This window comes from Halorubrum laminariae (assembly GCF_024494655.1).
In the GTDB taxonomy this organism is placed as follows: domain Archaea; phylum Halobacteriota; class Halobacteria; order Halobacteriales; family Haloferacaceae; genus Halorubrum; species Halorubrum laminariae.
Map to the genome: position 1 here is coordinate 30,935 of NZ_JANHDL010000013.1, position 18,187 is coordinate 49,121.

Annotated in this window: 21 protein-coding genes; 7 read left to right on the plus strand and 14 right to left on the minus strand. The window is 68.3% G+C overall.

Features of this window, described 5'->3' with window-relative positions; genetic code table 11:
• Positions 1–2: 2 nt before the first annotated feature.
• Together NO887_RS15820 and NO887_RS15825 are read left to right on the plus strand one after the other, a co-directional pair.
• Positions 3–497: a phosphopantetheine adenylyltransferase gene (locus NO887_RS15820; protein ID WP_256419175.1), complete on the plus strand. Its 495-nt coding sequence runs from the start codon at positions 3–5 to the stop codon at positions 495–497.
• A complete protein-coding gene (locus NO887_RS15825) occupies positions 494–988 on the plus strand; it encodes a hypothetical protein (protein ID WP_256419176.1) in 495 nt (164 codons plus the stop codon). Before NO887_RS15820 ends, NO887_RS15825 begins: the two co-directional genes overlap by 4 nt.
• Here the strand turns inward: NO887_RS15825 and NO887_RS15830 are convergent.
• The 5 genes from NO887_RS15830 to NO887_RS15850 all read right to left on the minus strand — a co-directional run bounded on the left by NO887_RS15830 (position 966) and on the right by NO887_RS15850 (position 4,158).
• Positions 966–2,414 carry an FAD-dependent oxidoreductase gene (locus NO887_RS15830; RefSeq protein ID WP_256419177.1) on the minus strand — a complete coding sequence of 483 codons (1,449 nt, stop codon included), beginning with the start codon at positions 2,412–2,414 and terminating at the stop codon, positions 966–968. The two genes, NO887_RS15825 and NO887_RS15830, sit on opposite strands and share 23 nt — an antisense overlap.
• 60 nt (positions 2,415–2,474) lie before the next feature.
• The gene (locus NO887_RS15835; RefSeq protein ID WP_256419178.1) at positions 2,475–2,975 is read right to left on the minus strand and encodes an RNA-binding protein; all 501 of its coding nucleotides are present in this window, start codon (positions 2,973–2,975) and stop codon (positions 2,475–2,477) included.
• A gap of 21 nt (positions 2,976–2,996) precedes the next feature.
• Positions 2,997–3,185, minus strand: coding sequence for a DUF1918 domain-containing protein (locus NO887_RS15840; RefSeq protein WP_256419179.1), 189 nt, complete (start codon positions 3,183–3,185; stop codon positions 2,997–2,999).
• 105 nt (positions 3,186–3,290) lie between these two features.
• The gene (locus NO887_RS15845) at positions 3,291–3,878 is read right to left on the minus strand and encodes a DUF7524 family protein (protein ID WP_256419180.1); all 588 of its coding nucleotides are present in this window, start codon (positions 3,876–3,878) and stop codon (positions 3,291–3,293) included.
• Positions 3,879–3,963: 85 nt separating this feature from the next.
• On the minus strand, positions 3,964–4,158 hold the full coding sequence (locus tag NO887_RS15850) for a methytransferase partner Trm112 (RefSeq protein WP_256419181.1): 195 nt from the start codon (positions 4,156–4,158) through the stop codon (positions 3,964–3,966).
• A 128-nt stretch (positions 4,159–4,286) separates the two neighbouring features.
• On the opposite strand from NO887_RS15850, the gene NO887_RS15855 reads away from it, so the two are divergent.
• A complete protein-coding gene (locus tag NO887_RS15855; protein ID WP_256419182.1) occupies positions 4,287–4,565 on the plus strand; it encodes a ribonuclease P protein component 4 in 279 nt (92 codons plus the stop codon).
• A 46-nt stretch (positions 4,566–4,611) separates the two neighbouring features.
• On the opposite strand, the gene NO887_RS15860 is transcribed toward NO887_RS15855, so the two are convergent.
• The 3 genes from NO887_RS15860 to NO887_RS15870 form a co-directional block, all read right to left on the minus strand.
• Positions 4,612–5,067 carry a DUF5799 family protein gene (locus NO887_RS15860; protein WP_256419183.1) on the minus strand — a complete coding sequence of 152 codons (456 nt, stop codon included), beginning with the start codon at positions 5,065–5,067 and terminating at the stop codon, positions 4,612–4,614.
• An 85-nt stretch (positions 5,068–5,152) separates the two neighbouring features.
• Entirely contained in the window at positions 5,153–6,292 is a 1,140-nt protein-coding gene (locus tag NO887_RS15865; protein ID WP_256419184.1) for a mandelate racemase/muconate lactonizing enzyme family protein, read from the minus strand.
• On the minus strand, positions 6,289–7,218 hold the full coding sequence (locus tag NO887_RS15870) for a 1,4-dihydroxy-2-naphthoate polyprenyltransferase (protein WP_256419185.1): 930 nt from the start codon (positions 7,216–7,218) through the stop codon (positions 6,289–6,291). The genes NO887_RS15865 and NO887_RS15870 overlap by 4 nt, the downstream gene beginning before the upstream one ends.
• A 136-nt stretch (positions 7,219–7,354) precedes the next feature.
• Here NO887_RS15870 and NO887_RS15875 point away from each other — a divergent pair, with 136 nt between their 5' ends.
• The 3 genes from NO887_RS15875 to NO887_RS15885 all read left to right on the plus strand — a co-directional run bounded on the left by NO887_RS15875 (position 7,355) and on the right by NO887_RS15885 (position 8,751).
• Positions 7,355–7,897, plus strand: a complete 543-nt coding sequence (locus NO887_RS15875) for a carboxymuconolactone decarboxylase family protein (protein WP_256419186.1) — start codon at positions 7,355–7,357, stop codon at positions 7,895–7,897.
• 93 nt (positions 7,898–7,990) lie between these two features.
• Positions 7,991–8,269 carry a DUF7111 family protein gene (locus tag NO887_RS15880; protein ID WP_256419231.1) on the plus strand — a complete coding sequence of 93 codons (279 nt, stop codon included), beginning with the start codon at positions 7,991–7,993 and terminating at the stop codon, positions 8,267–8,269.
• Positions 8,270–8,313: 44 nt separating this feature from the next.
• Entirely contained in the window at positions 8,314–8,751 is a 438-nt protein-coding gene (locus NO887_RS15885) for a VOC family protein (RefSeq protein WP_256419187.1), read from the plus strand.
• A gap of 31 nt (positions 8,752–8,782) precedes the next feature.
• Here NO887_RS15885 and metG read toward each other — a convergent pair whose 3' ends face one another.
• From metG to dcd, 3 genes are all read right to left on the minus strand, one after another.
• Positions 8,783–10,954 carry a methionine--tRNA ligase gene (metG, locus tag NO887_RS15890; RefSeq protein WP_256419188.1) on the minus strand — a complete coding sequence of 724 codons (2,172 nt, stop codon included), beginning with the start codon at positions 10,952–10,954 and terminating at the stop codon, positions 8,783–8,785.
• A 124-nt stretch (positions 10,955–11,078) separates the two neighbouring features.
• Complete coding sequence (locus NO887_RS15895) at positions 11,079–11,996, minus strand: thiamine-phosphate synthase family protein (RefSeq protein ID WP_256419189.1); 918 nt, start codon at positions 11,994–11,996, stop codon at positions 11,079–11,081.
• Positions 11,993–12,622 (minus strand): dCTP deaminase, encoded by a 630-nt coding sequence (dcd, locus tag NO887_RS15900; RefSeq protein ID WP_256419190.1) that lies wholly within the window; start codon positions 12,620–12,622, stop codon positions 11,993–11,995. The genes NO887_RS15895 and dcd overlap by 4 nt, the downstream gene beginning before the upstream one ends.
• Positions 12,623–12,735: 113 nt before the next feature.
• Here dcd and NO887_RS15905 point away from each other — a divergent pair, with 113 nt between their 5' ends.
• Positions 12,736–13,932: a thiamine pyrophosphate-dependent dehydrogenase E1 component subunit alpha gene (locus tag NO887_RS15905; protein ID WP_256419191.1), complete on the plus strand. Its 1,197-nt coding sequence runs from the start codon at positions 12,736–12,738 to the stop codon at positions 13,930–13,932.
• Between the two features lie 245 nt (positions 13,933–14,177).
• On the opposite strand, the gene NO887_RS15910 is transcribed toward NO887_RS15905, so the two are convergent.
• The 3 genes from NO887_RS15910 to NO887_RS15920 form a co-directional block, all read right to left on the minus strand.
• Complete coding sequence (locus NO887_RS15910; protein ID WP_256419192.1) at positions 14,178–15,497, minus strand: NAD(P)/FAD-dependent oxidoreductase; 1,320 nt, start codon at positions 15,495–15,497, stop codon at positions 14,178–14,180.
• Between the two features lie 72 nt (positions 15,498–15,569).
• Positions 15,570–17,030 carry a CRTAC1 family protein gene (locus NO887_RS15915; RefSeq protein WP_256419193.1) on the minus strand — a complete coding sequence of 487 codons (1,461 nt, stop codon included), beginning with the start codon at positions 17,028–17,030 and terminating at the stop codon, positions 15,570–15,572.
• 117 nt (positions 17,031–17,147) lie between these two features.
• Positions 17,148–18,185, minus strand: a complete 1,038-nt coding sequence (locus NO887_RS15920) for a hypothetical protein (RefSeq protein WP_256419194.1) — start codon at positions 18,183–18,185, stop codon at positions 17,148–17,150.
• Between the last annotated feature and the right edge of the window lie 2 nt (positions 18,186–18,187).

Here is an 18,187-nt window from a genome sequence, read left to right on the forward strand (position 1 = left end):
GCATGAACGTCGCGCTGGGGGGTACGTTCGATCCCGTTCACGACGGCCACCGGAAGCTGTTCGAACGGGCGTTCGAGCTGGGTGACGTCACCGTCGGGCTCACGTCAGACTCGCTCGCACCGAAGACCCGACACGTCGAGCGGTACGTCCGCCCGTACGACCGCCGAAAGCGCGACCTCGAAGCCGAACTCGCGCCACGCGCGGAGAAGTACGACCGCGACTACGCGATCCGCGAACTCTCCGAACCGACCGGTATCGCTGTCGAACCCGAGTTCGACGCGCTCATCGTCTCTCCGGAGACGAGAGACGGCGGAGAGCGGATAAACGAGATCCGCGCCGAGAACGGCCACAATCCCCTAGAGATCGTCGTCGTCGACCACGTCATGGCCGACGACGGCGAGCGCATCTCCTCGACCCGGATCGTCTCCGGCGAGATCGACGAACACGGGACCCCGACGCCCGACCGAGAGGGGAGAGGGGCGACGCGCCCGAAATGACTGAAGCCGACACGTCCGGAGTGGCGGGCGGCGACGCGGGGAACGGGGAGTCGACGGGCGGCGAACTCACTCTCCTGCGGCGGATCGCCCTCGGTGAGTCCGGGTTCGAGCGCGCGACGGTGTGGAGCGCGGTCGGACTGGCGCTGTCGTACGCCGCCTTCGACGCGGCCGCGCTCGTCGGATTCACCACGAGTCAGACCGCCGTCGTCCTCGCTGCGGTGACGGCGCTCGCCGCGATCACGTTCGCGACGACCGGCGGCGGGGCGCTCCCGACGGCGATCCTCGCCTACGGACCGCTCGCCGGAACGCTGCTCCGGTGGATCGGGCCGGAGCCGTACGTCACGCCGTTCGCGGCCGACGGCCCGTCCGCGCTCGCGCTCGCCGAACCGTTCGGTCTCGCGGCCGCGGCGGCGGTCGCGGTCGGATCCGTTTCGGCGGTCGTCGGATACCTCGTCGATCGTGGCCGATTCAGCCGTCGATCTTCCCGTTGAGCACCTTCGCGGCGACGAGTATCGGGTCCCACACGGGACTGAACGGCGGGGCGTACGCCAGATCCAGCCGCTCCACCTCGCCGACCGTCATGTCCGCTTCGAGGGCAGTCGCGACCGTGTCGATCCGGACGGCGGCGCGATCGGGCCCGGCGATGCTCCCGCCGAGCAGGCGTCCGGTGTCGCGGTCGGCGACGAGCGTCACGTCAGTCTCGGCCGCACCGGGGTAGTACCCCGACCGCGAACCCGCGGTCACCGTCTCGCGGACCGGGTCGAAGCCGGCCTCCAGCGCTTCGTCCTCGTCGAGGAGCCCCGCGCGGCCGGCCTCCATGTCGAACGCCTTCACCACGGCGGTGGCGGCGATGTCGCCGACCGGCGTGGGATCCCCCGCGATCGTCGCCCCGATCGCCCGCCCCGCCCGGTTCGCGGTGAGTCCGAGCGGCATCCACGCCTCCTCGCCCGTGACCGCGTGGCGCGCGGTCGCGCAGTCGCCGGCGGCGTACACGTCCGGCAGATTCGTCCGTCCGTGCTCGTCGGTGGAGATTGCGCCGCCCTCGCCGAGAGCGACGCCGGTGTCGTCGAGGAGCTCCGTGTTCGGTCGGATACCGACACCGACGACAGCCATGTCGACCGCGAGGCTCTCCGCGTCGGTCCCGTCGTCCCCGATACCGAACGCGACCGCCTCGATCCGATCGTTGCCGTCGATGGAGTCGACTGGGGCGTTCGTGTGGATCGTCACGCCCCGCTCCGTGAGTTCGGCCTCGACGCGTTCGCCGACGGCCGCACCGAAATCCGAGAGGAGGTGTCCGGAGCGGTGAAACAGGTGCACGTCGAGTCCGCGCTCCGCGAGCGCCTCGGCGGTTTCGACGCCGACGTAGCCGCCGCCGATGATCGCGGCAGTCTCCGGTGCAGCCATCGCGGCGTTGCGCTCGACGCGATCGCGGTCGACGGCGCTCACGTCGGCGCGCTCGGGATCGTACTCGTCCGGCTCCGCGACGTACGCGTCGATCGCGGCCGCGGTGTCCATGTCGTGGAGAGTGAACGCGCCGTCGAGCCCGCGTACGTCGAACGGTCCCGTCGTCGCGCGCCCGCCTGTGGCCACGAGCAGATCGCCGTACGGTTGCTCGAACCGGTCGCCGTCAGCGGTCTCGACCGTGACGCGCTTCACATCGGGATCGACGGCGACCACCTCGTAGCCCCGCCGGAGGTCGATTCCCCGCTCGTCGACCTCGCTCGGGGACAGCGAGAGGAGGTCCGACATGCGCTCGACGAGCCCCTCGATGAAGTACGGCATGCCGCAGTAGGCGTACGAGATCCATCGTCCTTTCTCGAAGACGACGACCTCGCGGTCGGGGGCCGTCCGACGGAACTTGCTCGCGGCGCTCAGCCCGGCCGCGTCCGCACCGACGACGACGAACGGATCGCTCATGTAACGGCGAACGACGGGTGTACTGAAAAATCCACGCCGGTCTGACTCCCAGTCGCCCGATCAGGCGTCTTCGGGCGTGGAACCGTTTTCGAGCGTGGAGCCGTTTTCGGGTGTGGAGCCGTCTCCGTGGCTGTCGGATAGCCGCGTCAGCGTCTCGCGGGCGTTCTCGACGGCGGCCGGCTGTTTCGCCGGGTACGCCTCCACCTTCGCTCGAACCGTAATGCCGGGGCCGAGGCGAACGTCGCCGCGGAAGGCGGCCTGCTTGTCGACGCGCAAGAAGAGCGCGCAGTTGTCGTCGACGCGGTCGTCGAGCTCGTCGATGACGCGCTCGACGTCGTCGAGGTCGGCGAGGGCGTCGAGCACGTGACGCATACCGTCGGCGTTCTCGATGCGCGCGGAGAGCACGACGATGCGGTCACCGTGGTGGCCGACGTTTTCGACGCGGTCGATCTCGGCGTCGTCCGGGAGGAACGTTCGGAGGGCGTCAGCGACCCGTTTTTCGTCCTCGGTGGCGTACGCGAACGCGCGGAGATCAACGTAGTGAAACGGGACTGTGGGCATTCGGTAAAACGATGGGACGCGTTACTCGTCGCTCTCGACGGCGTCGAGGGCGTCTTCCGGAACGCCGGTCTCTTGGCCGTCCTCGAAGCTGACGGTGTAGGTCGCTTCGCCGAACATCGTCTCCATGACCTGCGTGATCGTGCCCGTCTCGCCGTCGTACTCGCTGTGTTTGTCGTGGAGAACGACCTCGTCTTCCTTCTCGAAGCTCATGCGTCCCCGTTCCGCTGGAACGGTTAAAAGCGCGCGGATCCCGGCCGGTCGTACGGCAGATATACGAGGGTCGTCACCACACCCCACGTGGCGCAGCGAACGGCGTCACCACACCGCAAGCAGGGCGGCGATCACAGACACCGCGATGACGACGCCGACCGCGAGCGAGACGATGGTGCTGTCGATAGCGAGCGCGACTGCGACGCCAGCCACGACGGCGACAAGTGCGAGTACGGCCGCGGGTACGCTGCCGCGTTCGACGAGGCGGTCGAGCGAGTTTGCGACGCGCTGTCGCAACGGCACCTCCGGCGGGCGTTCCGGTGGCTTCGTGAACGTCTCGTCAACGGTGACGCCGTCGCCGTCGGTCTCAGTCGACGGGTCGATCTGCACGTTCACGTACCGCGTCTCCGAGCCGTACCCCGTGACGATCTTCAGCTTTCCGCGAACCGACTCTGCGAGATCGTCGGCCGAGACGGAGACGTGAACGTGTCTCGTGGCCTCGTCGTCGACGAAGTGGTTCGTCTCGTCGACCGACGCGACCCGATCGAGGTCGTCGTCGAAGTGAACGTGAACGTGGGTCGACCGCCCGTGGTTCTCGAACGAGATCGGGAACGGACCGCTCGCCGTGAAACGGTCCGGAGCCCGTATCTCGTGGACCGAATTTCCGTTCAGTTCGACGACGAGTGTCGGCACGTGTGGCCCGACGGACTCACACTAAAAAAAGATGCAGTACGATTCGGTCGGATACGAGACGATCCATCTCGGGCGGCTCCCTGTTTCAGGCGGCCGCCTCGTCTCGCATGTCCGGCGGCAGGAGGTTCGGAATCCCGTCTTCGATCGGGTACGTCTCTCCACATTCGGTGCACGTGAGCGTCCCGCTGAGAACCTCCGTTTCGTTTCGCTCGTCGGCGTCGAGTTCGAGGTCGGCCTTGTCAAGCGGACAGCAGACCACGTCCATCAGAGAGTCTTTCATACGCGCTGGTTCGCGTGCGCCAGTAAAAAACCGTGCGGGTCGGACGGCCCGATAGCCCGCCCTCACCGGTCGGTCCAGTGCCGCGGTCGATGGCAACGACTTTGCCGGTCCGTGCCGCCGACCGACGTATGGGGATCCCGTCGGAACGGATCGATCGGCTGTTCACGCTGGCACGCGAGGCCGTCGTCGACGGCGAGTACGACCGCTCCCGGGAGTATGTCGCGCTCGCGCGCCGGATCGCGGAGCGGAACCGCTGTGGCGTCCCAGCCAACTTCTCCCGGCGCACCTGCGACGACTGCGACGTGTATCTGCGACCGGGGAAGACCAGCAGAGTCAGGCTCGGGCCGGGGCGCGTCGTCGTCCGCTGTCGCGAGTGCGGGTCGACCGCGCGATATCCGTACGAGTAGGTCGGAGATCCAACTCGACCCGTCCCGAGACCGGCTCTGCTGAGTCTCACTCTGCGTAGGCGACGCAGACTTGCTCCCACTTGCCCACGTCCTCCAACTCCGCCTGCAGTTCGTCGGCGTACTCCTGAACGAGCCGTTCGGCCGCTTCGAACTCCTCGTCCGAAACGCCGTCGTCACCGCTCCCGCCGAGGCCGAGCGCGCCCTTGATCGAGTCGACGAGACCGCCGCCGGACCCGCCGCCGTCGGATCCCCCCGGCGCACCGCCCATCGCCGCGACCTGTGACCTGACGTTCTCCAACTCCGGCATGATCGTCGGGAGACTCGACGTGTCGGCGACCAGCCGGGCAGCGTCCGGATCACCGGGATTTTCGATCTCGAATTCGATTGCGGTCATGATGAGTCCCCACTCTTGACTGGAGAATCGGGAGGCCGCCACGCGGTCGTTGAACTGCGAGTCGACGGTCATTCGCTCGCCGACGATCGCGTCCGTCCAATCGCTCATACCCGGGCGTTCGTCGGTCGCGAGTAAAAGCCCGTCCCCGCGAATCGACGCGTCCGACACGCTCGGCGGCCCGACGTGCGCTCCGTCAGCACCTGAGTGCGTCGAACGCCTCGCCCGCCAGACCCGGACCGTTCGGCACCTCTATCGCGCCGTCGACGACCTGACACGGATCGGCGGCGAGGTCGTCTTTGAGGAGCGACCGGGTCGCGAGTCCGCACGGACGCACGTCGGGTATCGCGGCCGCGACGTGGACCGCGGCGGTCCGCGCGACGACCGCGTCGATCGTCGTGGTAACGACCGGGTCGACGCCGGCCGCACGCGCCCGCAGCGCCGCCGACAGCGCGCGGTCGGGGCCGCCGAGCGCCATCGGCTTCACCACGATCACGTCGGCCGCTCGGGCGTCGAGAACCGCGTCGAGGTCGTGTTCCGAAAGCGACTCGTCGAGGGCGATCGGCACCGGCGCGTCGGCCCGGAGCCGCGCCGCGGCATCGAGGTCGGCTGCGGGGAGCGGCTGCTCGACGTACTCCAGATCGAACGGCGCGAACCGGTCGAGCGTCGCCCGCGCCGTCGGGAGGTCCCACGCGCCGTTCGCGTCCGCCCGCAGCGCGACCGCGTCGCCGACGGCGTCCCGGACAGCGCGGAACCGCGCCGCATCCGCGTCGACCGACCGCGCGCCGACCTTCACCTTGAGACAGTCGAACCCCTCGTCGACGGCGCTGGCCGCGGCCGCGGCGGTCGCGTCCGGATCGGCGTCGCCGATCGTCGCGTTGACCGGCACGGTCTCGGCGGGCGGTGGGAGGTCGCAGTCCGCGACGAGTTCCGCCGACAGCGATCGCTCAGCGTCGCGGGCCGCGGCGTCAGCGAGCGCGAGCGCGAGACCGTGGCGGGCCGCGGGGGTCTCCGCCGGATCGAGGCGGGTGAGCGGATCGGTGGAAGTCGGACCCGAGGAGATCGGATCGGATTGACGCTGATCGGAGACGGGTGTCTCGTCGTCAGCCGCCACGGTAGAGACCCCAGCGTCGAGGAGCGCGGACTCGCATGCCGACAGCGACTCGGTCCAGCCGGGCAACGGCGTCGCCTCGCCGACTCCCGTCGCGCGCGACGAGTCCGAATCGGCGGTGTCGACGGAAACCACGAACCCCTCGCGGTCGCGAATCGGCCCGCGGGCGGTGTCGAGCGGGCTCACCAGTTTGAGCGCGAAGGGACGCAGCGACGCCCGGGTCACAGCGCGATTCCGACGGCGAACGCGACGGCGTACGCCGCGAGCAGTTTGCCGGTCGATTCGAGCGCCGGATTGAGGGCGTCGCCTGCCGTCTCCGTCAGCACGGTCCGAGCGACTGCGACGGCGAGCGGGAGGGTGACGAGCGGCAAGAGTGCGGTGAGTCCGTACCCGTTCGCGAGGAACCAGAACGGGACGAGATACGGGAGCCCGAGGAGCGCGCAGAACTGCGCGCGAGAGAACCGGTAGCCGAACCGCACCGCGAGGGTTCGCTTCCCCGTCTCGGCGTCTTCTTCGAGGTCGCGGACGTTGTTGACGACGAGGATGTTCGTCGAGAGCGCGGCGATAGGGAGGCTCGCGACGATCGCGGCCTGCGTGACGGTTCCGGGCGGTATCCACAGCGGGAACGCGCCGGCGGCGAGCGCGGCCGCCTGCACGTAGTAGGTGCCGGTGACGGCGATCACGCCGAAAAACAGGAACACGAACACGTCGCCGAGCCCGTGATATCCCAGCGGGTACGGGCCGCCGGTGTACGCGATTCCGGCGGCTACGGACGCGAGCCCGATCACGAGGATCGGGACGCCGCCGACGGCGACGAGGTACGTCCCGACGCCGATCGCGGCCGCGAACGTGAGCCACATCGCCCGTTTCACCTCGTGGGGCTCGATGAGTCCGCTCGCGACGACGCGGGTGAACCCCTCGCGGTCGTCGGTGTCAGCGCCCTGGATCGCATCGTAGTAGTCGTTCGCGAAGTTCGTGCCGACTTGGATCAGCGCCGCCCCGACGAGCGCCGCCAGCGCGGGAAGCGGGGCGAACACGCCGGTGTCGACTGCGAGCCCGACGCCGACGATCACGGGCGCGGCCGCCGCGGGCAGCGTCTGCGGCCGCGCGGCGATCACCCATGCCCGTCGCCGAGACACCTCGATGCTCATTACGCGTGGTTGGGTCGTCTCGCTTCTTAAGCTTACCATCGCCGACATCGACGGAGTCGCACAGGGCTTGGCGGGAGCAGCCCCGATCAACCGCACCGAGGCACACACCTATTACCGTGTACCGTGAGAACGCACCATGGCTCGCGTACCTTACGCCGACGAGTCGGATGTTCCGGACGAGTACGAGGATCTTCTGCAGTCGTCGCTGCAGGGCAAGCCGATGCACGTCTACGAGTCGATCGGCAACAACCCCGAGGTGCTCGCCGGACTGCGGTCGTTCTTCGGGTCGCTGTGGACGGACAGCGGACTCACCGATCGGGAACGGGAACTCGTGATCCTCGCGGTCGCCGCCGAGGTCCGAAACCGGTACGAGTGGCACCAGCACGTCAACATCGCCCGCGACGTGGGCATCGACGACGCCGACATCGCCGCGGTCGGGCGGAGCGACCACGCGTCGCTCGACGACGACGAGGCAGCCCTCCTCGACTACGCGCTGGCGGTGGCCCGTGATGAGGTCGACGGAGTCGCACACGACGAGATCGCCGCGCGCTACGACGACGACGCGATCGTCGGAATCGCTGCGATCGCGGGTGCCTACGGCGCGCTCGGACAGATGATCGACGCGTTCGACCTCGAGTTAGAGGACGGAACGTCGTTTCACGGCTGGGATCCGCGGTAGCGAGCGCGCGGAGGTGCCTCGTTGCGGCCGCTCGATGGCGGACAGACCCGAGAAAACCGATAGATACGACAGCGTTCGACCCCTTTCATGGATATGATCGACACCACGGCGGCGGAGGAGAACGGCGTAACCGCGCGGTACGAGGAGTCGGGCGGCGAGCGGCTACTTACGTTTTCAGTCGACGGCGCGACGGCGACGGTCGCCCAGAACGTCGACGGCTACGCGATGTTGAAGGTTCGGTCGGGACCGACGGGAGACGAACTGGAGCGCTACTACGGGTTCGACATGGCCCTTGACCACGCCGCGGAACTGCTCGGCGTCGCGGTCGGCGATCTTCCGGTCCCGGAGGCCGCCGCGGACATGGGGATGTAGCGCGGGTCGTCACCGTTTTCTCTGCGGTCGCCGATCCCCTACTCGTGTCAGACTCACCAGCCGCGTCCGACCCGACTGCACACCACGTCGGCGTCACCGTCTCCGACCTCGACCGCGCGATCGGCTTTTACACCGATACGTTCGGACTCGACCTCGTCGCCGAGTTCTCGGTTGGCGGCGAGGCCTTCGCGGAGGCGGTCGACGTCGACGGCGCATCCGCGGCGTTCGCGCACCTCGACGCCGACGGCGCGATCGTCGAACTCGTCGAGTACGATCCGGAAGGCGAGCCAGCGCCCGACCCCGAGTTGAACCGTCCGGGAGCGATCCACCTCGGACTCTCCGTCGACGACGTGGAGGCGTTCTACGCCGACCTCGACGACGCTGTCACCACGCTCTCGCCGCCACGGACCACGTCGAGCGGGACGACAATCCTGTTCGTCGCCGACCCCGAGGGAAACCTGATCGAGATTCTCGACGCTTGACCGGAGACACCCACGGACTACGGATCTCGGCTCACTTCACTTTCGTTCCCGGGACGGCGTCCTCGTAGGTCGTCAGGAGGTCGGCCTCCTCGCCCGCCGCGAGGACCATCCCGTTCGACTCGACGCCGAACAGCTCCGCCTTCTCCATGTTCGCGAGGACGATGACCTTCGTGTCTGGCAGGTTCTCCACGTCATGGAGCTGTTTCAGCCCCGCGACGATCGTCCGGGTCTCCGCGCCGAGGTCGACGCGGAGTCGGAGGAGGTCGTCCGCGCCCTCGATGCCCTCGGCTTCCTCGATTTTCCCCACCCGGATGTCGAGGTCTTGGAACTGGTCGAAGCTGATGCGGTCGTCGCTGAGAGGTTCGATGTCGGTCATGTCGTCGCCGTCGGTTTCGTCGCCGTCGGTTTCGTCGCCGTCGGTTTCGTCGCTGTCGTCGGCGTCTTCGTCGGCGTCGTCATCCTCCGCCTCGGCGATGCGCGATTCGAGCTTCTCGTTGAGCGCCTCGACGCGCTCGTCTTCGATCTGTTCGAACAGCTCCGTCGGCTCCGCGAGGTCGCCCGCGGGCCCCTCGCGAGCGGCCTCGACGGTGACCTCGTGGACGGAGCCGTCCTCGCCGAGCTGCTCCCAGAGCCGCTCGCACTTCTCGGGGGCAATCGGTTCGAAGAGGACAGCGATCGCCTTCGCGATCGCGACGCAGTCGTGGATGACCTGCGCGGCCTCGTCGGGGTCGTCGTCGACGAGGTTCCACGGCTCGCTCCGCTGGATGTACTCGTTTCCGAAGCGCGCCAGTCCGGTGACGGCGTCACCGAGCGCGCGTACGGAGTAGTCGTTGACGGCCGCCTCGACGTCGGCGATCGCCTCGTCGATCCGCTCTGCGACCTCCTCGCTCGTCGCATCCGCAATCGGGGCCTCGTCGTAGTTGCGGTGGGCGAAAAGCAACGAGCGGTAGAGGAAGTTGCCGACGGTTCCGACGAGTTCGGTGTTCACGCGGTCGGCAAACTTCTCCCACGAGAAGTCCACGTCCTGCTGGAATCCGCCGTTGGTCGCGAGGTAGTATCGCAGCGGATCCGGATGAAATCCCTCGTCCAAGTACTCGTCGGCCCACACGGCGCGGTCGCGGCTGGTCGAGAACCCCTTGCCGCCGAGGGTGACGAACCCGCTCGCCATCACTGCCCGCGGCTCCGTGTGGTCGGTCGCCTCCAGCATCGCGGGCCAGAAGATCGTGTGGTGCTGGATGATGTCGCGGCCGATCACGTGGACGATCTCGCCGCCCTCGGGGTGCGCGTCGCTCGCGTTCTCCGTCCAGGCCGCCTCCCAGTCGAAGGCGTCCGCGCCGACGCGTTCGGAGTACTGTTTCGTCGAGGAGATGTATTCGATCGGGGCATCGACCCAGACGTACAGGACGAGGTCCTGCTCGGCGGCTTCGCCGCCTTCCCGAGGCGACTCCGTTGCCTCGCCGCCGGGGTAGTCGATACCCCAGTCCATGTCGCGGGTGATACACCAGTCTTGGAGCCCCTGCTCGATCCACTCGCGGGGCTGGTTCCGGGCGTTGGAGGTGCCCTCAAGCCGGTCGAGGAAGCCGGAGAGATACTCCGAAAACGCGGAGACTTCGAAGAATTTGTGTGTGCGCTCGCGGTACTCCGCGGGATTCCCCGAGATGGTCGAGACGGGGTCTTCGACCTCGCCGGGTTCGAGGTGGCGCTGGCACCCCTCGTCGCACTCGTCGCCGCGTGCGTGCGCGCCGCAGTACGGGCAGGTCCCCTCGACGTACCGGTCGGGGAGGTACTGGTCGTCGACGGGGTCGTACGCGACCATGATCTCTTTCTCGTAGAGGTGACCGGCCTCGTCGAGGTCGCGAACCAACTGCTGGGTCGTCTCCGTGTTGGTCTCGTCGTGGGTGTGGCCGTAATTGTCGAACTCGACGTTGAACTTCGGGAACGTCGCGGCGTACGTCTCGTGCCAGTCGAGCGCGAATGCCTCGGGCGAGACGCCCTCCTGATCGGCGTTGACCGCGACGGGCGTGCCGTGCATGTCTGAACCGGAGACGAAGGCGGTCTCCTGTCCGAGCCGTTCGAGCGCGCGGCTGTACACGTCGCCGCCGACGTAGGTTCGGAGGTGACCGATGTGGAGGTCGCCGTTGGCGTACGGCAGTCCACAGGTCACCACCGCCGGACGGTCGGTAGGGAAATCGTCGTGGCTCATGTGGTGTGTGTATATCGTGTATCGGTCGATCGGGCCTAAAGCCCGCTGGTTCGTCGGCGGCGATCGGTCTCGTCTCTCTCGCGAGCTCGACACCGGCGATCCGCTCTCGTCTCTCCCGCTGCGGTCACAACAGTCCGCGAACGATCCGCGCCGCATCCGCCGCGGTCGGCGCGAGCACGTACACGATCGGTTCGACGCCGACCGCACCGGTCTGATAGAGCACGAGCGTCTCGGCGTCGCCCTCGGTGACAGCCACGTTCGCGGCCGAGATAGCGTCGGCGACCGCCTCGCGCGTCGGCCGCTCCGGGTCGAACTCGACAGTCGGATGCGACGCGGCGAGCGTTTCGACAGTCGCCGGATCGTATCGGAGGTTCACCGCGCCGCGAGCCGTCGCTCCGGCCTCGCGGGCTGCGAGGAGGACGCTCGCGACGTGCTCGCTCACGCCGAACTCGGGCTCGCCCGGGACCATCGCCTGTCCCTTCACGTCGACGAGCCGACCGGGGACGGCGGCGACATCGTCGACGGTCGTCGCGTCGTCCAGACACTCGACCACGTTCGCGCCGACGTTGGGGATCAGCCCGGCGAATCCCGACGCGTTCGTCAGGGTTCGGAGCCCGCGTCGGACTGATCCGAGGACGCGCTCGCGCTCTCTGAGGCCGCTATCCGGGTCATGGACCGAGAACTCGACGTCGGCGTCCGACAGCGCCGGCATTGCTTCCTCATGGAGGTCAGCGAGGAGGTCGCCCTCCTCCAGCCGGCGGATCAGCACCTCGATCTCGACGAGCGCGGCGACGGGCGTGAGGTCGCCGGCAGCGAGTCCCTCGCCGACCCGGTCGACGAGTTCACGGACGCGGTCGTCGGTGACGACGCGCTCGTGGCGGGCGACCTCGCCGTGTGCGTACTTCGAGACCGCCGACTGCGAGATGCCGAGCGCGTCGGCGACTTCGAGCTGGGTGAACCCCCGATCGCGGAGATCCTCGGCCAGCATCGACCGCACGGTCGGAAGAAACTCGTCGACGACGACTTCCTCGATGAACTTCATCGAGGGTCACCGTCGGAGGCGACGGACGCGTCCGACTCGTTGCTCGCGGCGGCGAACTCGGTATCGTCGCCGATCCGCGAGGCCTGCGGACCGTCTTGATCCTGATACTTCGAGCCGCGGTCGGTGCCGTACGGTCGGTCGGCGGGGCGTTTGAGTTCCGTGAAGATGAGCTGTGAGACGCGCATCCCCGGCGTCAACGCGACCGGTGCGGCACCGAGGTTGGACAGTTCGAGCGTGATCTGTCCGCGGTAGCCGGGGTCGACGATCCCCGCGGTCGCGTGGATGACGATCGCGAGGCGACCGAGCGAAGACCGACCCTGAACGGTCGCCAGCAGATCCGGCGGGATCTCGACGCGCTCCGCGGTCGTCCCCAACACGAAGTCACCTGGATGGAGAATAAACTCCTCTCCCTCCTCGACGGTCGTCTCCGTGACGTACTCGCCCACCTCGTCGGCCTCGGTCGGGTGGATACAGGGAATGTTCGTGCGCTGGAACTCCAAGAACCGCTCGCCGAGACGGAGGTCGACGCTCGCGGGCTGGACCTGTTGGTCGACATCGTCGAGCGGTTCGATCGCGAGGTCCCCGTCTGCGAGCCGGTCGAGGATGTCCGCATCCGATAATATCATACCGGGAGAGGGTGCGCAGTCGGTATAAATCCTGCAAAACGCTCGTCCGAGCCCGCGAACCGATCGCCCCGTCGACCGCTAACTCCTTTAAACTCGACGCACACCGTCCGCCCATGGACGAATACGGGGGCGACCCGCTCGCCGACGAGGACGTGGTCCGGGTACTCGACGCGAACGGGCGACCGCTTTCCGACGCGACCGTTCCCGACCTCTCTGACGACCGGTTCCGTGCGATCTACCGCGACTTGGTTGTCACCCGACGGTTCGACGAGCGCGCGGTCAGCCTCCAGCGGCAGGGACGGATCGGGACGTACGCGCCCTGCGCGGGCCAAGAGGCCTCCGCCGTCGGGTCGACGCACGCCCTCGCGGACCGCGACCTCATTAGCTACCAGTACCGCGAGCACGGCGCGATCGTCGTCCGCGATCTCCTCACCGAGTATCTCCCCTACTGGATGGGCCACGAGGTCGGGACGGAGGCGATCGCCGCGGGCAACGTCTTCCCGCTGAACATCGGTATCGGAGCGCACATCCCGCACGCGGTCGGCGCGGCGTGGGCGTTCGACTACCGCGACGAGGACCGCGTCGCCGCCTGCCACTTCGGGGGCGGCGCGACGAGCGAGGGCGACTTCCACGAGGCGATGAACTTCGCCGGCGTGTTCGACACGCCGACCCTGTTCTGCTGTCACGCCAACGGCTGGGCCATCTCGATCCCCGAGTCGGGCCAGACAGCGAGCGAGACGTTCGCACAGAAGGCTGACGCGTACGGCTTCGACGGGATTCGCGTCGACGGGATGGACCCGCTGGCGAGCTACGCAGTCACGCGTGAGGCGGCGAAGCGAGCCCGGAGCGGCGGGGACGGCTCGGGAGGAGACGAGTCGGATGGAAGCGGCTCTGGTGAGGACGGCGCGGGTGGTGACGGGTCAGGCGGATCGGATGGGGACACCCCCCCTCGCCCCGCCCTCATCGAGTTCGTCGAGTACCGGTTCGGCGCGCACACGACCGCCGACGACCCGACCGTCTACCGCGACCCCGACGAGGTCGACCGGTGGCGCGCGCTCGACCCGCTCGACCGCATGGAGACGTTCCTCCGCGAGACGGGCCGGATCGACGACGAGGGCGTCGCGGCGATCCGAGAGGAGGCGGACGAGGTCGTCGCCGACGCCATCGACGCCGCGGAGTCAGTCGAGGCCGACCCCGCAGACATGTTCGACAACGCCTACGACGAACTCCCGCCGGAGCTCCGTCGCCAGCGCGACGAGCTGCTCGACGCGGTCGACGAACACGGCGCGGACGCGTTCTCGCGGGAGTAAGAGCCGAGGAATCTTGCACTCTACTGGCCTGTTGAAATCCTATTTATCAGACATCTTGAGAGTAGGGCGTTACCGGTGCGGTGACCGCAACCGCACCTCACACCTCCCCAGCCTCGCCGCTCGCTGCTCGCGGTTTCACCGCTCGCAATCGAGGTGTTCGCTTCGCTCACACCTCGTTTCGCTCGCGGCATCCCTCGCGGGCTCCTTGCGGCCTGTCGGCCGCTCGGAGGCGCGCCACCGCACGATTAGAGATACGCTCGGGCCGCCGCAGACGCCGTCTTCCCGCTCTCCAACGCTCCTTGGATCGACGACCACTCGGTGTAGTCGCCGGCGAGCACGACCGGACCCTCAGGGTCATCCACGTCCGGGAGCGTCGCATGCACGCCCGGCGGCTGCGCGAACTGCGCGAACCGAATACGGTGGACGTCGACGGTCTCCAAGTCGGCGAAGTCGCCGTCGGGGAACCACGCGCGCAGCGCGTCGCGAACGTCGTCGCGGAGCGCGTCCGCCGGACGGTGTAACGGTTCGTCGCCGAGGAACGTCGCCGCGAACAGCGCCCGGTCGTCGGGCGCGTACTCCGGCGCGATTGTCGACATCGGCACGACCGCGTTCGGCGACTCGCCGGCGGCGTTGAGCAGGATTCGTCGTCCGGAATCGGGAGCCGCGTCGGCGGGCAGCGCGTACCAACCGGTGACGTTCGGGACACCCTCTGTGGGGATCGCGTCGATGCCCGTGAGCCTGCGGGACTCCGGCGGCGACGCGGCCACCACGACGACATCCGTCTCGCGCGTCGAGCCGTCGGCGAGTTCGACGACCGCACGGTCGGCGTCCGACGACCCTCCGAAGGAGAGCCGCCCGCCGCTGGCGGGCCGCACCGATTCGACGGCCGTGCCGGTCCGTATGTCGACGCCGGCGGCGCGGGCGCGGTCGGCGAGCGCGTCCGGGAGCGCGGCCATCCCCGCGGCCGGCACGCCGATCGCGCCGCGGCTCATCGCGCGGAACGTGTACTCGAAGACGTGCTTCGAGGTCGACAGCGTCCGATCGAGGGTGATCCCGCCGTAGAAGGGCTCGACGAAATTCGCGAGGTACTCGTCGGTGAACCCCCAACTCCGGAGATACTCGCGGATGGAAGCGTCGGGCCCCGAAAAGAAGTCGGCCTCGTCTCGCCGGTCGAGGTCGTATCGAAGCGCAAGCGTCCGGAGCTTGTCAGAGAACGATATTTCGTCGTTTCGCAGCGAGGCGAGCGCATGCCGCGGGTCGCGCATCGGATCCGAGAGCACCGACCGCGACCCCGGTCGACAGATCGTTGCGCCCGGATCGAACCGCTGGATGTCGAGATCGTCGAGCGCGTCGGAGCCGAGTTCGCGCTCGACGGCCGGGTAGCCGGTGAACAGGACCTGAAACCCCCGGTCGAGAGTGAAGCCGTCGACCGTCTCGGTGCGCACGCGTCCCCCGACGGCCGAGTGGCGTTCGAGAAGCGTCACGTCCGCGCCAGCGTCCGCGAGTCGGACCGCCGCGACGAGCCCGCTCAGCCCGCCGCCGACGACGGTGGCGTCTCCGTCCATACGAGTTCATCGGGACGCGAGCGTATAAGCGACAGCCGATCGCATGCGAATGGTGCGGCCGCCGCTCGCGAGTCACCGGCCGGTCGACGTCCCGCCGACCCACCCGCCGCGCCGTCGCGTCACGCCCCGGTTCGAGGGGTGTTCGACCGTGACCGACGCATTCGACGGGAGATCTGTCAGTGTCAGTTCGCGGCCGTCGGGCCAGCGGATGGCGGCGCTGACCGGCGTCGCGTCGCCGAGGCCGAAGTGCGCCACCGGTTCGGTCTGACAGAGACACCCCCCGCCGGCGTCGACGGCGCGGCGCTGGGTCCCGTCCGTCGTGTCGAGGGTGACGACCGCGCCGCGGGCGGGGGCCCCGTACCGGGTCGACGGCCGGATCCGAAGCCAGCCGGCGTCGGCCGCGTTCGGGTGTTGATACACGGTGATCGGCTGTGCGGCGACCTCGCCGTGTATGACGACGAGTTCGAGGACGCCGTCGCCGTCGATGTCCGCGGCGACCGCGCCCGTCCCGAATCCGTCCGGCTCGGCGGCGGGTCCTGGGTCGACGCGCCGCCAGCAGGCGTCGCCCGCGGTGTCGGGCGTCTCGACATCTCCCACAGCAATCCCCTCGCCGACCCGTTCGTAGAGCCGGTTCGGCTCGCCGGCGGCGTTGTAAAACAGCTCTTCGCGGCCGTCGTTGTCGAAGTCTGCGGCGACGACCGTTCGGACGCGTCGAGGGCCCCGAAGCGAGGCCGACGCCACGTCGGCAAACGATCCGGACGCCGTCCGTCGGAGGAGCCGGTTCGGCCCGCCTTCGTTTCCGATCGCGAACGCGAACGCGCCGCCCTCGTCGACGAGCGCGGCACCGCGGGTATCGCCCGCGGGATCCGCGAGCGCTGGGACGTCTCCGGAGCCGTCGTAGTGGCCGTCCTCGTTTTGGAACAGTCGGTTCGGGCCGCGTTCGACGCCGGCGAACAGGTCGCCCTCGCCGGAGCAGTCGGGGACCGCGAGCAGCGAGCGACAGCCGCCGTCGACGGTGAGCCCGACGGCCTCGGCCATGTCCGTTATCTCGCCGTCGTCGCCGAGTTCGTAGAACGCGAGCGGCGCGGCGTACCCGGAGACGGCCACACCGTACCGTCCCGTGCCAAGCCGGTCGAGCGCGGCCACCGACCGGCCCGCCCGAACGTCGAGTCGGTCCGCGTTCACGTCGAGCGCGAACACGTCCGTCCAGCGGAATCGGTCCGATTCGAGTCGGCTCAAGAGAAGGTCGGGGTCACCGCCGTCGACGCCCTTCGCGCAGTTGTGGACGTACACCTCCTCGCAGCCGTCGGCGTCGAGGTCGGCGGCGCAGACGCCCATTCCGTGGCGGGTTCCGTCAGCGACGATGCCACAGGCCGTGTCGGCGAACCGATCGCCGTCGCGGGCGTACAGGCGGTTCGGCTCGCCGTAGCCGGCGACGAACAGGAGCGGTCCCTCCCGGCCCGGCGTCACCGCGATACCGTAGCCGCGTATGGGGTCGTCGTCCAAGAGGAGGTCCGACCGCTCCGTGAACATGGCCGTCCGTCACCGCTCGGGGAATATGAACTCACGGGTTGGATTCGACGTGCGAGCAGCATGGGATTAAGACAAGTCGAGAGGGAGGCCCTTCTCGATCGAGCGATATCGACCGCCCTACAGGGTCCGCTTGATGTACTGGTGAATCGCGGCGATGCGGTCCGGTTCGAACGTCCAGATCCCGCTCCAGACGCGGGGTTCCGACTCGACCGCGAGGAGGGCGACTCCGCCTTCGAGACCGCGTTCGATATCGGTACTCACATCCGGACCGACCGGCTGCGTCCCGTCTGAAGGACGATACACGACGAACCAGCTATCGGTAAAATCCGACGTGTAGCCGCTGTGGATGGTCGCGTCGAGGTCGTTCGGCACATCGTCCGGAACGCCGTAGAGGTGCGTGTCGACTCCGGCGGCGGACACGCGTTCGTACACCTCCCGCGTTCCGACCTCGTCGTCGAGCCGAGAGAGCCGCTGGAACGACGAGCGGAGCATCCCGTCGCCGGCGATCCACGCGATGCGTTCGATGAACCGAGAGATGGTGATGAGAAGCAGCTTCTGTCTGTTCGACTCGGGATACCCTCGCAATGTGAACATCGCGTCGTCGAGCCCGGAGATGACGGACGGAAGGTCAAGTTCGTCGACCGATCGACTGCCCGTGATATATAAATCAGAGTTTACGAAGAGCACGGCTTCCCCGAGTTCATCGAGTGTCGAGCCGGCGACCACCGCGCCGCCCTCGATGAGGAGCGCGAGATTTTCGACATCGGATAGGCTGTCGCCGTCGAACGAGACCGCGTCATTTTGACGTAGCGCCTCCGCGTCAATCACGAGCTCGCGTGTGGCGTCCGGGTCGCTTCCGGTGGACTGTTCTGCGGTAAACTCACCCGCCGTGACCCCTCGACTGCGAGCCGCCTCCGAAGGGATGGTACCCTCTCTGGTCCCCGTCTCTCCCCCGTCTGCCTGCCGCAACGAACCTCTCTCTGTGGACGCGGAATCCGCTGTCTCTCCCACCGCTCGTCCGTCGATCACGGTCACCGCGTCGTCCCCGAACGTGTCGACGAGCATGTTTAACACGGGGTCCGGCGCGGTCCGGTTGACCACGACGAGAGATCGCTCGACGCCGTCGAAGCGGTCGAGGATCTGCTCAAGCGTCATGA